Raw genomic sequence first — 14,464 nt, forward strand, 5'->3', positions numbered from 1 at the left:
TAATTAGGCTCGTTTTTGTTTTCAGATTAGGATTAACTACTATTGGTATTAACGATTAGTAATCGATATATCTACTTTATTTAATATCAAGTAGTTGTTTGCATATAGATAAGTTAGTGTGACTATTAAATTTATACTAATTAATTGGATTTTTTGAATGGAGCTTCAGTGAAAAAAGAAGATGGTATATCTAAGTATAAATTAAATAAAATTGCAGTGGAGTCTTTGAGAAACACTATCCGCTTACATTTCGACTCGGTGCTACTTTACAATAACGGATCTTATCCAAGTGCACTACAACTCTCTATATTAGCTTTAGAAGAGTTCTCAAAAGCCCATTGGGTTGATCATTATATATGGTCATCTGAAACGAATGAAGGCTACCCAAATGCTGCTGAAGAGCTAGATTGGTTAAAAGGTTTATACGGTCATCCAAAGAAGCAGTGGAACTTTGTTGCAAGGGAAGTTGAGGATTATTCCCCAAACTTTATTTCAGTTATTCAAAGCCGGGAACTGGAAAGTAAAAAACAAAACTCAGTTTATGTTGGTTTACCTAGAATTAAGGGAAAGATTGATATTGATAGTAAAATCTCTACTCCATGGCAAATTAAACAAAAAGATGCAAAACAGCTCATTTCAATAATTAATGATGAATTAATTCGAATCATTACAAGAATTGAAGACGAGGAGTTTTATTTTGAAGGTGGAAAAGGTATGGATGAAGTTTTTGATTATGAAATATATAAAAAGCTTTTAAAGTGGCCTCATAAAAGTGGATTGAAAAATAAAAGCTGGAGACAAAAAAATAAGAGTGAAAATGATAAAATCTAAAGGTCTATTAATGAAGTATCTAAACTATTTATTACTTTGCCTATCTATATTTTTCACATCGAACACATTTGCGCTTGAGCAGAAGTATCACGAGAGTGTTTTACCTGTTATTGTTGCTTTTAAAACGCAGGATAAAACTGAGATTGCTGCGCATATTCGCTACCCTCTAAAAAGGCAATACCCATTGCCTGACATTAAAAATGAAGCTGAATTTATTAACCGCTTTGATGAAGTGTTTGACGAGGAACTTGTTGCCGTTATTGGCAGCTCTAATGTTAATACAGATTGGGATAGCGTAGGTTGGCGTGGCATTATGCTAAATAGCGGCGTGATGTGGGTAGATACCGATGGTAAAATTATCGGTATAAATAGCCACACAGCCAAAGAGCAGGCATTTGCTAAACGCTTAATTGAACAAGACAAGCAATCACTCCATTCAAGTATTAATACTTTTGAAGAGCCAGTACTCGATTGGAAAACGGCTAACTACCATATTCGCGTTGATGATTTAGGTGATAGAAATTACCGTTATGTGGTGTGGGATATTGATAAAAAGATTAGCGATAAGCCAGATATGGTTTTATTAAACGGTGATATTACCTTTGAGGGTAGTGGCGGGAATCATCACTATACGTTTAAAAATGGGCGTTATAGTTACATATTACACGTTACTGTAATTGGCTGCGATACATCGCCACCTGGTTGGCTTGAAGTATATAAAGATGATGAGCAGTTATTAAAAGAGCGAGTTATAAGTGCTGAGTAGAGTCAACAAACCCTTCTTATTTACACCCAATAAAGCTGTCATCTAATAACAGCTATAAATTGGCGGTTCGGCGATAAAAATTTCAATAAACCAATCCTAAGTGGTAGGCTAAAAAAGTAGCAAGTATTCAAACCGTTCTCGCGCAACAAGGAATTCCTTTAAAGCGCTTTGCCAAGGAGTTAAATATGATCACGCTTACCGTTAATGGTAATAAACATGAGTTTACAGGCGATCCGTCAACGCCGGTGCTTTGGTATCTTCGAGATGAATTAAATTTAACCGGGCCTAAATTTGGCTGTGGTATGGCGCAGTGTGGTGCGTGCACCATACATATTGATGGCGTAGCGCAGCGCTCGTGTGTATTACCGGTATCGGCTGTAGTAGGGCGTAATATTACCTCTATTGAAGGGTTAAGCGAGCAAGGCGACCACCCCGTGCAAAAAGCGTGGGTTGAGCATAAAGTGCCGCAGTGTGGGTTTTGTCAGTGCGGGCAAATAATGCAAGCGGCAAGCTTATTAGCCGCTAACCCCAATCCAACTGATGATGAAATAGTGAGTAACATGTCGGGCAATATTTGCCGTTGTGGCACGTATCCGCGTATTCATAAAGCGATTAAGTCGGCGGCTAAAACCATTGCGGGCGTTGAATATTTTGACCCAAATGAACAAGGGGAAGAAGTATGAAAAACAACAATACATACTTTGACCTAAACCGCCGCCAATTTTTAAAAACCAGCGCAATAGGCGCATTGGTATTAGGCACTTATTTTGTAGGCAGTGCGCCAAGAGCGTTTGCTGGCGTGTTAGAGCAACCCTCTGAGCAAGCAAAACGTGCCAACTTATTTATAGCACTGCGCCCCGATGGCATGGTTGAAATAACCTGCCACCGCTCTGAAATGGGCCAACAAATTCGAACAGCCATAGCTCAAATTGTGGCAGACGAAATGGAAGCTGCGTGGGATAAAGTAGTTGTTATTCAAGGTAAGGGCGACCCTAAATACGGGGATCAAAACACCGATGGCTCGCGCAGTATTCGCTACAACATGCAGCGCCTGCGCGAAATGGGCGCAAGCGTACGTTATATGATGCAGCATGCTGCCGCTAAATATTGGAAAGTTGAGCCTCAAACCTGTACAGCTAATCAGCACGTGGTTACCCACAGCTCGGGTAAAACGCTGGCCTATAAAGACTTAATAGACCTAGCGCTTGGTATTACCCCACCAGAGCCTGACAAGCTAACACTTAAAAAACGTAAAGAATGGCGTTATATAAATACAGGTATGGCGCACATAGATTTAACCGATTTAGTAACCGGTAAAGCCACATTTGCTGCCGATGTACGCGAACCAAAAGCGCTGGTGGCTATTATTGAGCGCCCGCCGGTAGTAGGTGGTGTGGTTAAATCGTTTGATGCCAGCGCCGCTAAAGCAATTAATGGCGTAGTTGATGTTATTGAAATGCCTGTTCCAAAAGGCGCACCGCAATTTCAGCCAAAAGGCGGCATTGCTATTGTTGCTAAAAATACGTGGGCTGCATGGCAGGCGCGTAAAGCACTAAAAGTAGTGTGGGATGATGGTAAAAACGGCGATTATAATTCAGAGAACTTTAAAAAGTCGCTATTGCAAACAGTGAATGAGCCGCAAGCGCATGTGCGCGAAATAGGCGATACCACCAACATATTGGCTAAATCGAGCAATAAGTTAGTAGCTGACTACTATGCGCCGCACCTAGCTCAAGCACCAATGGAACCACCTTGTGCTACGGCGATGTATTATAAAGACCGCGTTGATATTTGGGCTGCAACACAAAATCCACAAGCTGATATGAAAACCGTAGCTGCGTTACTTGGTATGCAAGAGAGCCAAATTAACGTGCATGTCACCATGTTAGGTGGCGGTTTTGGGCGTAAATCAAAACCTGATTTTTCGGCAGAAGCCGCCTACATTTCAATGAAAGTAGGTAAACCCATACGCGTTCAATGGACGCGAGAGGATGATATTCAGCACAGTTTTTATCATGCGGTATCGGCTCAACATATTGAAGCGTCATTAGATGAAAAAGGTAACATAGAAGCTTATTTACATCGTACGGCGTTTTCGCCAATTGTATCTACGTTTCAAGAAGGGGCAACGTCGCCTGCAGGCTTTGAGCTGCGCTTAGGCTTTACTGATAACCCTATAAACTCACCTAATTTAAAGCTAGAAAATGGCGAAGCACCCGCTAAAGCTAGAGTGGGTTGGATGCGCTCGGTATCAAATATTTTCCATGCTTTTGCTATTCAGTCATTTATTGCTGAAGCGGCGCACAAAGCAGGGCGCGACCAAAAAGACTATTTACTCGAAACCATAGGCCCTGATCGCATATTGGATGTAACCGAGCAAAATGCGACGTACGATAACTATGGCGGCGATAAAGACGTTTACCCATTAGATATTGGCAAGTTACGTCATGTTATTGAAAAAGTAGCTGATATAAGTAAATGGGGCCGAAAGCTTCCAAAAGGGCGCGGGTTAGGTATTGCAGCACACCGCAGCTTTTTAACGTATGTGGCAACGGTAGTTGAGGTAGAAGTTTCAGATGCTGGCGATTTAAACGTGATTAAATCGTGGGTAGCTATTGATGCAGGTACGGTTGTAAACACCGATACCGTTAAAAACCAAACGCAAGGTGGTTCTATTTACGGTATTACAACCGCAATAAGCGATGGTATTACTTTTGATAAAGGCCGAGTACAGCAAAGTAATTTTCATGATTACCGCGTACCCCGTATGAGCGACTCACCTTTAGAGGTAGAGGTCGAAATAATACAAAGCGATGCGCCACCAGCAGGCGTAGGCGAGCCCGCAACACCGGTTTACGCCCCTGCATTGTGTAACGCCATTTTTGCCGCTTGTGGTAAGCGTATTAGGCAATTGCCTATAGGTAACCAATTAAAAGCATAAATAAACGTTCTTTTTTAGCCGTTAAACAAAAAAACCGCCAAATGGCGGTTTTTTTAGAAATTAGCGATTAGTGAGTTTTTTCAAACTCATCTACTTCACGCTCTGCTTCTTCTTTAGATTTACCGTACTGCTGCTGGATTTTACCCACTAGCTCTGTACGGCTACCTTCAATTTTGTCTAAATCGTCGTCAGTAAGATCGCCCCATTTTTGTTGCGCCTTACCTTTAAGTTCGTTCCAATTACCTTTCATACGATCGCTGTTCATAAGTTTCTCCTTACTTAGATTTAATTAACGTTCACTATAAAAGGAGCAAGGCGTGTACCAATAAGTTAAATTTAAATTTTGTATTTATAATCATGGTGTTATGTTTTCATTGGCGCAGTAGCAATTAATATAGCGCGCATGTCCTTAAAAAATGTACAGAGCGGTCTGTAATTATTTCTGATTGTGATGCCCTTTATAACCACAGAGCTTTAGCGGCGCGTTTATTTTTGGTTTTTGTTACAATGCATACAAAGCAATTTTGGGTAAATAGCAGTGCTGCCGGTTCAAAACATATATCAACAACTCGTAACTACATTACAAAGTAACCCTATAACGTTATTACAAGCACCGCCTGGTGCAGGTAAATCAACATGGTTGCCGCTACAGCTTATGCGCGACGGCCATTTTAAACGTATTGTAATGCTGGAGCCGCGCCGCTTAGCTGCACGTAATATTGCCAATTACCTAGCGCAGTGCCAAAACGAAAATGTGGGGCAAAGTGTTGGCCTGCGGGTGCGCGGTGAGAGTAAAGTAAGTAACAATACGCGCCTTGAAATAGTCACAGAGGGCATGCTTACTCGCATGCTACAAAACGATCCAGAACTTAGCGATATTGATTTACTGATATTTGATGAGTTTCATGAACGCTCGATTGCAGCCGATACCTCACTGGCCTTTGCTCTAGAGACCCAAAGTGCACTGCGTGACGATTTAACCATACTCCTTATGTCAGCGACCCTTGATACCGAGCGCTATACGCAATTTTTTGATTGCCCCGTTATTCAATCAAGTGGGCGAAGTTACCCCATAGACGAAGTATACATACCCATAAAAGATGAAAGCCGCTGGCTTGATGCTATTCCCTCTTTAATAAAACAAGCACTTAACGAGCAAAGCGGCAGTGCACTGGTGTTTTTGCCTGGTCAATTTGAAATATTACGCGTACAACAGGCCCTAAATGATTTGCCAAGTAACTGCCTAGTTGCCACGTTATTTGGCGAGCAAGATAAAGCCAACCAGCAGGCGGCGATTGCTCCTGCGCCTGAAGGCATGCGCAAAGTTGTGCTTACCACCAATGTAGCCGAAACCAGCTTAACTATTGAAGGCATTCGCATTGTTATTGATAGCGGTAAACGCCGCGCGGCGAGCTATAACTTAAAAACAGGCGTAACGGAGCTTACAACACAAAGTATATCGCGCTCTTCTGCCGTGCAGCGAGCAGGGCGTGCAGGGCGAATAGAACCGGGTGTGGTGTACAGGCTTGGCTCAAAGCAAACCTTTGAGCGACGCAATAGCCACGATAACCCCGAAATACTCACCTCAGACATAAGCCAACTTATGTTGGAGGCAAAACAGTGGGGCGCAAATATTAGCGAGCTCACCTTGCTTGATACGCCAACAACGCAGCAATGCACACAAGCAATGAGCTTACTGACTATGCTTGAAGCCATCGATGGCAAAGGCAAGCTAACCAAGTTGGGCAGCAACATGCTGGGTTTTGGGGCGGATATTCGCTTAGCGCATATGCTTTTAAAAGCATATGCGCTTGAGGCAGAGCTCCCTGGTATTTATCGCTTAGCACTTTATTTAGTGGCGCTGCTTGAGAGCAGAATAAACAGCGCCAACGAGCTAAGCTTAGCGCTTCATAACCAGCAGCAAAGGCCACACCCAGTATTTAAACAGCAGTTAAAATACTGGCAAAGCCGTTTAAAAGTAACCGACAGTAACAGCGAGCTAAACACAGAGTATTTAGGTTTGCTAGTGGCATTAGCTTACCCCGACCGCATTGCAAAAAAACGCGGTAATGGCTATTTACTTGCCAATGGGGCGGGCGCTGATTTAAACACCGATTACTGGCACAACGATGACTACCTTGCCATTGCTACCATGGGCGGCCATAAAGGCGCTCGTATATTTGCAGCGACAGCGCTTAGCCCATTTGAGCTACAAGATTACTTACCGCACTTATTTACTTCGCTCACCCGCTGTGAATTTGATGAAAAAACTGCGCGCTTTATTCATCAAGACGAAGTAAAGCTCGGCGCTATTACGCTTACAAGCCAACCGAGTAAACAAAAGCTTGATAAAAGCGAGCGCGCCAAAGCGTGGCTTAATTTATTTACTAAGCATGGTTTTGCATTATTTAATGAACAGCGCGATGCACAGCAATTATTAATACGCATGAGTTTAGCTAGTCAGTTTATGCCTGATAAATTCCCAACGATTAGCGAACAACACCTTATAGAAACGGCTGATGATTGGTTAGGCGTGTATTTACAAGATATAAAAACACTCGATCAGCTTAAAAAGTTAAACTACTTTGAAGCGCTGCAAAATTGTTTTGACTGGCCGCAGCAAACAGCGTTAAAAGCGTTATTACCACTTAGATTAACGGTACCGAGTAGCTCAAATATAAAAATTAATTACCAGCTAGATGGCCCCGCAAAGTTAAGCGTGCGCATGCAAGAAGTGTATGGTTTAACCAGTACGCCTATGCTTGCTAATGGTAAATTGCCACTGCTTATGGAATTACTATCGCCAGGTAAGCGCTCACTACAGCTTACACAAGATCTTGCACACTTTTGGGCTACTAGTTATCGCGATGTACAAAAAGAAATGAAGGGGCGTTACCCTAAGCATTTTTGGCCAGACGACCCAGCCAATAGCGTTGCAACCAATAGAGTAAAAAGCAAAATGTAGGTTTAACTTAGCACTTTAAGCACGTATTGTTTTTAGGTGTCACGTCGAGTAAGTTACCCTGCGAGTCTATATTAAAGCTACAACAATGATTAAAGATTTGGTGCAGCTTTTTACGGCTTTTAATTACTCTCGATTTGAGTGTTGAGTAATTAATATCATGGCTTTGAGCATACTCTTTTTGTGAAATACCTTCTATTTCAATCGCGGTTAAAAGTGCGGCCTCATCCTGGGGAAGTGCATTTATAAAAGGCTTAACACACCCAGCGAGCTCTGTAATTACTTGGGTTTGTTCTTGCTCGTACCATAATGAGCCGACTTCTACATTTTGTGATGCATGGCTTTTTCTGTAAAAGTCGATAACTGTATTGTTCGCTATTTGAAATATCCACGATTTAATTTTGCTTGGCTCTTTAACCGCATATAAATGCTGATGGGTTTTAATGAGTATGTCTTGCATTAAATCATCAACATCACTGGGGTTAGCTATTTTACTGTGCAAAAACGCTTTTAAGCTCGCTTGATATTGGCTCCAAATTATTTTTATATCCAAAGTAAACCTCCAAGTAGTAAAGCGATGAGTAAACACCGCTTTACAGTTACTTAATTACAGCAGCTGTTAGTGCTACATAGACTGCTTTGCACATCTTTATTATTGGCTAAAAATGTATTAGTTAAATAAAACTGGCTAAAACGTTTAGTAAAATCGTCACTTATTGTTTTCTCAACTAGGTCGCTATTGAGTACGTTTTGCTGCCACGCTTGTGCTTTGGGTAAACCACACAAAAAATCGTAGCCACTATGTGCTTTTATTATGGCGGCGCGATGTAAAAGCGGTAGCCAAGCAATATCAACTTTACTTAATGTATCTGATTTAAAAAACACAGTATTGGCCGCTAATTGTTGCTCGATGGTTTTAAATGCCTTTTCTAACTTTAAACTGCGCTTTTTAAACGTGGCTTCGTCTTTACTGCTCATGGTTGAGCACTGAGCTAAATAGTGCTTGGTCGCTAAGTAGCTCCATGCACGATCTAGAGCTCTAACTTCATTAGAAAGTGAGGTTTCAAGTGGTGAAAACTCATCGTCGATATATTCAATAATTGCATCTGACTCAAACAAAACCGTATCTTTTTCAGTGATTAGTACAGGGACTTGAGCATTTGGAGATATTTCCAAAAACCACTGTGGCTTATTTTTTAAATCAATGTACTCAATTTCATAGGGTACATTTTTAGCCTCTAATGCTGCGGTTACTCGTTGTACAAATGGACAAATTTTAAAGCTTACAATTTTAATCATTTTCATTACCTTCATGTTTATAGATTTACCTATAAGACGAAGCAGGTTTTAAAAAGACGAAATCAATTTTAATTGTTTGTTATTTAATCATGATGTGCAATCATAAACCTTGTAAAACAATTAAATAAACGCACACAAGGAAGAATAATGAAGCATTTAGTTTTATTACTATTATTTGTTACAAGCTTTGTAGCACGTGGCGAAAACACATTTGATTTAAAAGCGTTTGCACAGCACTACTACAAAACAATGACTGCCACGCAGGCCCCTAACGCCGGTACTAAAGAGCTTGAGGCTTACCTTGCATTGTTAACAGACGATGTAGGCAGCCAGCACATACCGTATCAAGTAGATGACTCTCGCACAGCTGATGGCAAAGAATTAATGCGTAAAGGTATGAGCTTTTATTTAGGCGCGCACACCCACTATGAAAGTGAGCTACTCAATACCTTTACTTTTAACGATAGCGGTTTTGCGATTCGTTATAAAAACCACGCTAAAGGCATTCACCCACAAAGCAAACAGCAAATAGAGTACACCTCAGTAATGATGGAAGTAATAGAGGTTGAAAACGGTAAAGTGGCGATGATCCGTAAATATCACCAATAACAACTTGCCTAGAACCTAATTAAGGGTAGCTATAATTATGTTGCCCTGCGCATGCCAAATAGTAAATTTATACTAAACTTTGTGAATAAACTAATACATTCCAAGCGGTATAGTGGATGCAAAAAGAAAACTTAAACGTTTTGCTGGTTGATGACGATGCGTTAATGCTAAGAGCGTTATCTAAAACATTAAAAAGGTTATGCAATAACGCTGAAATTACCTGTGTAGAGACCGTTGAACAGCTTGAAAGTTATTTAAATAAAACCAACACTTTTGATATTGTATTTTGCGACTCTGCTCAGTCAGCTATTTCAGGTTTAAAAGTACTTCCGCAAATTAGATTGCTACACCCCACAGCACTGAGATGTTTATTCACCAGTGACTTAGCTCATAACTACGAACTACAAATAAATAACACAATACATTTTCATCTTGTTAAGCCTTTTACACAATCCCACCTAACACAGGCTGTTAATAGTGCAGAGCTTTTAAGGTCTTTGCCAATAAATCTTAACAACCGCAAAAAACTAGGTCAGCTAAACGGTTTGCCATTTTTGAGTGCGGTAACACAAAACTTACTATCAGAGCTCAATAAAACAGACCCTAGTATAAATATATTAGAGCAAAATATAGTTAACGATCCTTTGCTTTCGAGTAAATTACTACAAGTAGCAAATTCGGCTTACATGGGCTTTGATACTCAAACCACTAATATTAAAGATGCAATTATTAGAATTGGACTCATAAGTTTAAGAGCCATAGTGGTGTTTAGTGAATTGTCGGCGCAAATACCAAGTAGCGCTAACCAAAAAACGCTTACTAAAGTGATAAAAAAAAGCGACAAAAAAGCGCATATGGCTAAATCTTTAGCTCAGTTTTTGGGGTTATCTAGGCAGGAACAATTGCTTGCATATGCTACCGGACTCTTAAGCGTTATTGGTGAACTTGCAAGTCTTGCGAATGAAAAAAATAGTGATGTTAAAAGCGTACCTGAGTATACATTAAGCGCTTATTTATTAGCTCTGTGGGGCTTTGAAGAGACAATTGTGCGTGCGCAGATGCTTAATGAACCCATTGATCATAATACTATTTCACTGAGTTTTATTCATAGTGTAGTGGAGCATGCTTATTGTTTTAACTCGTTTGACTTTGAGCACACTGAACATGCTTTGCTTGATGGCAGTATCAGTTTGGAAGAAATACAGCTGTGGTGGCAAAGCTACAATTAAAAGGGGGACAACCAATGAAAGGTATTATTTTTAGAGGTCTTGAGGCGTTAGTAATTGAAAAATGTGGCATGGCTGCATGGGATAATTTACTTAGTAAAAATGCCCCCGATGGTCGTGTGTATATTTCGGCGCAAAGCTATCCCGATGAGGAGTTAGTTGGCTTGGCGCAAGATGTAGCCACCGCACTTGATATGACTATGCCACAGGTATTAAAAGCATTTGGAGAATATTTATTTTCTCATTTACAAAGGCACCACCCAGTGATTGTTGAAGGTTTTGATAGCTTTGCTGAGCTTATTATGGGCATCGATGAAGTTATTCATATTGAAGTTGCCAAGTTGTACCAAGAACCAAATTTACCGAGCATTCGATGTGAGCATAAACAAGCGGGAAAAATTGTTATGCATTACCACTCTAAAAGGCAGTTATGTATGTGTGCAGAGGGCCTGATTTACGGTGCAGCTGCGCATTACGGTATTAACGTATCGTTAAATCATAAAGCGTGTATGCACGATGGCTGCGACGAATGTGTTATAGAGGTAAATTACGGTGCTGTAAATGAGTGAAGATACCTATAATTACAAACAAGCTTATTTCAGAGAAAAGTCGGCAAGAGATCAGTTAGAGGTGCTGCTAGAGGATAAAACGCGTGCGTTATTTCAAGCTAACCAAGCGTTAGAAGAAAAACTAGCAATACTAAAAAACCAACAAGCTACAGTAATGCAAACCGATAAAATGGCCACCTTGGGGACGCTTGCGGCGGGGGTTGCTCACGAAATAAATAACCCGCTGGCATATGTGACTAGCAACTTAGAAAGCATTAAGTTTATAAAGCCAGTGTTACTAATGCTTTTGAAAGTGGCAAAACAGTATGCTGATAAAACTATTTCGGCTGATGAAGCACATACGCAGTTAGTAACGCTTGATCAGCAAAGTGACTTTAACTTTATGTTAGATGATATAGACGAGCTACTAGATGACACGCATGAAGGGTTAAATCGGATTGCTTCAATAGTAAATAACTTACTTAATTTTGCGCGCCCTCAAAGTAGTGCTATGGCAATGGCGAGTATTAAAGAGACGCTAGATGGCGCTGTTAAACTTTTAGCAAACCAATTAAAAACGAGTACGGTAAGCATTCACTGCAACGAGCTGCCAATGACATATTGTAACCTCTCGGCGCTTAATCAGGTGTTTGTAAATTTATTACTAAATGCTAAGTATGCCTGCGATTTGGTATCAGGCACAGAGAATGAAATTACCGTTAACCTTTTCGCCCAAAACGATAAAATATACATAGAAGTCCAAGACAATGGCTGCGGTATGGATGAAGCGACGGTTAACCATATATTTGAGCCCTTTTATACAACCAAGCCAGTAGGCGATGGCACAGGTATGGGCATGGCAATTGTGTATAGCGTTTTAAAAGAGCACGGTGGGGTTATTGAAATTGAAAGCGAATTAAATAAAGGCACCCTTATGCGTTGTATTATTCCAATTATGCACGAACATAAATAACAGCCATGGCTAAAGAGGGGGATTTATACCTCTTTGCCACCGTGCTGCTGAGCTAAATCATCAAGTTCAGCAAGTGTGTAATCAAACCCACTCTCATCGTAGTCATAACTTACCTTTACACTGTCGCCGCCATTAAAAAGGCGGGTTTTAACCTGATTCACAGGCCAATCTTTAAGTTCGTGTAAAAAGCGGTTGGCGATTTGTGAAGTTGCAAAACGATAACTAATTTCTGTTTTCATAAAAGCTCTCAGGCCCTTAATAATAAGGTTTATATTAATTGGGCGTTCATAATTTGGTTACAAAAAATAAAAGGTATAAATGTAAATTTTGTGTTTCAATATTTACCTATAAATTGCTATACGCTAACACCCTTACTTAAACGACAATTTAAAATGCATTATAAATCAGCTTTATTCGCAAGTTCTGCCTTAATTCTTAGTGCTTGTGGCGGCTCAGGCTCAGATGATACGCCAACCATTAACGGAAATAAAATCCCAATTTTATCAGTTGCTAATATTCCTACCGAAATAGCCAAAGGCCAAACCATTGAGTTAAACGCAACTGCCAATGACAAAGATGGCACTATTACTAGTGTGGTTTGGCAGCAAACTGCAGGTACTACCATATTGAGCGAACCTATAGAGGCTTTAAGCGCCACTATAACAATTGCACCGGCACTGAGTTATAAACCAATAGAGTACGCGTTTAGTGTTACAGCCACCGACAATGAAGGTGCAACAAGTAGCCAAACTGTTTATTTTACGGCGCGTAATAGTTTAGAAGAACATAGTGCTGCTAGGTTGCTTCATCAAGCCACTATGGGGCCTACACTTAGTGAAATACAAAGTGCAAAAGGATTAAGTGAGCAACAGTGGCTTGATAAGCAAATAGCGCTGCCAATTAACTACCACCATGACTATTTAGTAACGCTTGATGATGACGACGACTTTAAGTATATAAGCCGCATAGATGCATGGTGGAAAGCGGTATTACAAAGTGACGATCAGCTTCGTCAGCGAGTCGCATTTGCGCTTAGCGAAATACTGGTTGTCTCGGATGAAAATAGCGACTTACGTGCTCAGCCTGAAGGAATGATAACCTACTACGATTTATTGCTCACACACGCATTTGGTAATTTTAGAGACTTGCTTGAAGATATTACGCTTTCGCCCATTATGGGCACGTACCTAAGCCATTTAGGTAACGAAAAAGCCGATGAAGCGCTGAATATTCGCCCCGATGAAAACTACGCCCGAGAGGTAATGCAGCTATTTACTATAGGGCTTGAAGAGTTAAACCTAGATGGTAGCGCCAAGCTTGATGCCAGTGGCAATACCATAGCTACGTATGGGCAAACACAAATAGAAGGGTTTGCTCGAGTTTTTACCGGTTGGACATTTGCGGGCAGTGAGACCTTTAAGCGTAAAAGTCGCGATTATTTAAGTCCTATGCAAGCATTTAGCGAATACCATTCTAGTGAACAAAAAGCACTGTTAAACAATGAAGTTATCCCACCGGGCTACGGGCCTGAAGAGTCGCTAAAAATTGCTCTCGATAATTTATTTAATCACGACAATGTAGCTCCATTTATTTCTAAGCAGCTAATTCAGCGGCTAATTACCTCTAACCCAACGCCACAGTATGTAGAGCGTGTAGCTAGTGTGTTTAATGATAATGGCGCAGGTGTGCGCGGTGATTTAGCAAGTGTGGTTAAAGCTATTTATTTAGATGACGAAGCACGCCATTTTGGCAGCGTTTTAAGTTACCAAGGTAAAATTAAAGAGCCACTATTAAAAACAGTGCAGTTTTGGCGCAACCTTAATGCTCGCTCGTTGAAGGGCTACTATAAAACGTGGAACTTAGTAGATAGTTACGGGCAAGGACCAATGCAATCGGCCTCTGTGTTTAACTTTTTTAGACCCGATTACCAAAATGCTGATTTACGCAGTGAAAACTTAGTAGCACCTGAGCTGCAAATTGCTAACGATGCAACCCTAATAGGCACAATGAATGCGCTATTTGCAAGCTTAGTGTGGAGCACGGCAGAAGCACACTCCGATTTAAACCCAGCGGGCATTTACGTGTATGTACAAACCGATATGGACTATTTGGCGCAAAATGGCATAAATGCACTAATAGAACAGTACAACACCTTGTATTTTGCAGGCAACATGAGTAATGAAACCAAACAAGCGCTACTTGATTTAGATGCCTATTTTAACGAAGACCAATACCGAGTAAGGGTTTCGTACTTGTTATACATGATTGCGATTTCACCTGAATTTAACGTGCAGTATTAGGAGCGCATA

At 40.7% G+C, this 14,464-nt stretch carries 14 protein-coding genes; 10 read left to right on the forward strand and 4 right to left on the reverse strand.

The window, feature by feature from the left end; all coding sequences use genetic code 11:
• Window positions 1-168 precede the first annotated feature (168 nt).
• From PESP_RS04775 to PESP_RS04790, 4 genes are all read left to right on the forward strand, one after another.
• Window positions 169-831 (forward strand): AbiV family abortive infection protein, encoded by a 663-nt coding sequence (locus tag PESP_RS04775; protein ID WP_089347008.1) that lies wholly within the window; start codon window positions 169-171, stop codon window positions 829-831.
• 10 nt (window positions 832-841) lie between these two features.
• Window positions 842-1,597, forward strand: a complete 756-nt coding sequence (locus PESP_RS04780; protein ID WP_089347009.1) for a hypothetical protein — start codon at window positions 842-844, stop codon at window positions 1,595-1,597.
• A 185-nt stretch (window positions 1,598-1,782) separates the two neighbouring features.
• A complete protein-coding gene (locus PESP_RS04785) occupies window positions 1,783-2,280 on the forward strand; it encodes a (2Fe-2S)-binding protein (RefSeq protein WP_006791476.1) in 498 nt (165 codons plus the stop codon).
• Window positions 2,277-4,538 carry a xanthine dehydrogenase family protein molybdopterin-binding subunit gene (locus tag PESP_RS04790; RefSeq protein ID WP_089347010.1) on the forward strand — a complete coding sequence of 754 codons (2,262 nt, stop codon included), beginning with the start codon at window positions 2,277-2,279 and terminating at the stop codon, window positions 4,536-4,538. The genes PESP_RS04785 and PESP_RS04790 overlap by 4 nt, the downstream gene beginning before the upstream one ends.
• A 67-nt stretch (window positions 4,539-4,605) precedes the next feature.
• Here PESP_RS04790 and PESP_RS04795 read toward each other — a convergent pair whose 3' ends face one another.
• Window positions 4,606-4,803: a CsbD family protein gene (locus PESP_RS04795; protein WP_002958133.1), complete on the reverse strand. Its 198-nt coding sequence runs from the start codon at window positions 4,801-4,803 to the stop codon at window positions 4,606-4,608.
• 273 nt (window positions 4,804-5,076) lie between these two features.
• On the opposite strand from PESP_RS04795, the gene hrpB reads away from it, so the two are divergent.
• Window positions 5,077-7,503 (forward strand): ATP-dependent helicase HrpB, encoded by a 2,427-nt coding sequence (hrpB, locus tag PESP_RS04800; RefSeq protein WP_089347011.1) that lies wholly within the window; start codon window positions 5,077-5,079, stop codon window positions 7,501-7,503.
• Between the two features lie 7 nt (window positions 7,504-7,510).
• Here the strand turns inward: hrpB and sigZ are convergent, their stop codons facing one another.
• Both sigZ and PESP_RS04810 read right to left on the reverse strand, forming a co-directional pair.
• On the reverse strand, window positions 7,511-8,053 hold the full coding sequence (gene sigZ / locus PESP_RS04805; protein ID WP_089347012.1) for an RNA polymerase sigma factor SigZ: 543 nt from the start codon (window positions 8,051-8,053) through the stop codon (window positions 7,511-7,513).
• Between the two features lie 50 nt (window positions 8,054-8,103).
• Entirely contained in the window at window positions 8,104-8,799 is a 696-nt protein-coding gene (locus PESP_RS04810) for a glutathione S-transferase family protein (protein ID WP_089347013.1), read from the reverse strand.
• Window positions 8,800-8,946: 147 nt separating this feature from the next.
• Between PESP_RS04810 and PESP_RS04815 the strand changes: the two genes are divergently transcribed.
• The 4 genes from PESP_RS04815 to PESP_RS04830 all read left to right on the forward strand — a co-directional run bounded on the left by PESP_RS04815 (window position 8,947) and on the right by PESP_RS04830 (window position 12,155).
• The gene (locus tag PESP_RS04815) at window positions 8,947-9,408 is read left to right on the forward strand and encodes a nuclear transport factor 2-like protein (protein ID WP_089347014.1); all 462 of its coding nucleotides are present in this window, start codon (window positions 8,947-8,949) and stop codon (window positions 9,406-9,408) included.
• 116 nt (window positions 9,409-9,524) lie between these two features.
• Window positions 9,525-10,637, forward strand: a complete 1,113-nt coding sequence (locus PESP_RS04820; protein WP_089347015.1) for an HDOD domain-containing protein — start codon at window positions 9,525-9,527, stop codon at window positions 10,635-10,637.
• Between the two features lie 14 nt (window positions 10,638-10,651).
• Entirely contained in the window at window positions 10,652-11,203 is a 552-nt protein-coding gene (locus PESP_RS04825) for a heme NO-binding domain-containing protein (RefSeq protein ID WP_089347016.1), read from the forward strand.
• Window positions 11,196-12,155: a sensor histidine kinase gene (locus tag PESP_RS04830; RefSeq protein WP_089347017.1), complete on the forward strand. Its 960-nt coding sequence runs from the start codon at window positions 11,196-11,198 to the stop codon at window positions 12,153-12,155. The genes PESP_RS04825 and PESP_RS04830 overlap by 8 nt, the downstream gene beginning before the upstream one ends.
• Window positions 12,156-12,178: 23 nt before the next feature.
• On the opposite strand, the gene PESP_RS04835 is transcribed toward PESP_RS04830, so the two are convergent.
• Window positions 12,179-12,394 carry a hypothetical protein gene (locus PESP_RS04835; protein ID WP_089347018.1) on the reverse strand — a complete coding sequence of 72 codons (216 nt, stop codon included), beginning with the start codon at window positions 12,392-12,394 and terminating at the stop codon, window positions 12,179-12,181.
• A 153-nt stretch (window positions 12,395-12,547) separates the two neighbouring features.
• Here PESP_RS04835 and PESP_RS04840 point away from each other — a divergent pair, with 153 nt between their 5' ends.
• The gene (locus PESP_RS04840; protein WP_089349101.1) at window positions 12,548-14,455 is read left to right on the forward strand and encodes a DUF1800 domain-containing protein; all 1,908 of its coding nucleotides are present in this window, start codon (window positions 12,548-12,550) and stop codon (window positions 14,453-14,455) included.
• Window positions 14,456-14,464 lie beyond the last annotated feature (9 nt).

Source organism: Pseudoalteromonas espejiana DSM 9414, from assembly GCF_002221525.1.
GTDB lineage: Bacteria > Pseudomonadota > Gammaproteobacteria > Enterobacterales > Alteromonadaceae > Pseudoalteromonas > Pseudoalteromonas espejiana.

Coding starts and splice junctions, on each gene's coding strand:
- PESP_RS04830 (WP_089347017.1), top strand. CDS start 11,196: ATGAGTGAAGATACCTATAATTACAAACAAGCTTATTTCAGAGAAAAG.
- PESP_RS04815 (WP_089347014.1), top strand. CDS start 8,947: ATGAAGCATTTAGTTTTATTACTATTATTTGTTACAAGCTTTGTAGCA.
- PESP_RS04780 (WP_089347009.1), top strand. CDS start 842: ATGAAGTATCTAAACTATTTATTACTTTGCCTATCTATATTTTTCACA.
- PESP_RS04795 (WP_002958133.1), bottom strand. CDS start 4,803: ATGAACAGCGATCGTATGAAAGGTAATTGGAACGAACTTAAAGGTAAG.
- PESP_RS04820 (WP_089347015.1), top strand. CDS start 9,525: ATGCAAAAAGAAAACTTAAACGTTTTGCTGGTTGATGACGATGCGTTA.
- PESP_RS04810 (WP_089347013.1), bottom strand. CDS start 8,799: ATGATTAAAATTGTAAGCTTTAAAATTTGTCCATTTGTACAACGAGTA.
- PESP_RS04835 (WP_089347018.1), bottom strand. CDS start 12,394: ATGAAAACAGAAATTAGTTATCGTTTTGCAACTTCACAAATCGCCAAC.
- PESP_RS04840 (WP_089349101.1), top strand. CDS start 12,548: ATGCATTATAAATCAGCTTTATTCGCAAGTTCTGCCTTAATTCTTAGT.
- PESP_RS04825 (WP_089347016.1), top strand. CDS start 10,652: ATGAAAGGTATTATTTTTAGAGGTCTTGAGGCGTTAGTAATTGAAAAA.
- PESP_RS04785 (WP_006791476.1), top strand. CDS start 1,783: ATGATCACGCTTACCGTTAATGGTAATAAACATGAGTTTACAGGCGAT.
- PESP_RS04790 (WP_089347010.1), top strand. CDS start 2,277: ATGAAAAACAACAATACATACTTTGACCTAAACCGCCGCCAATTTTTA.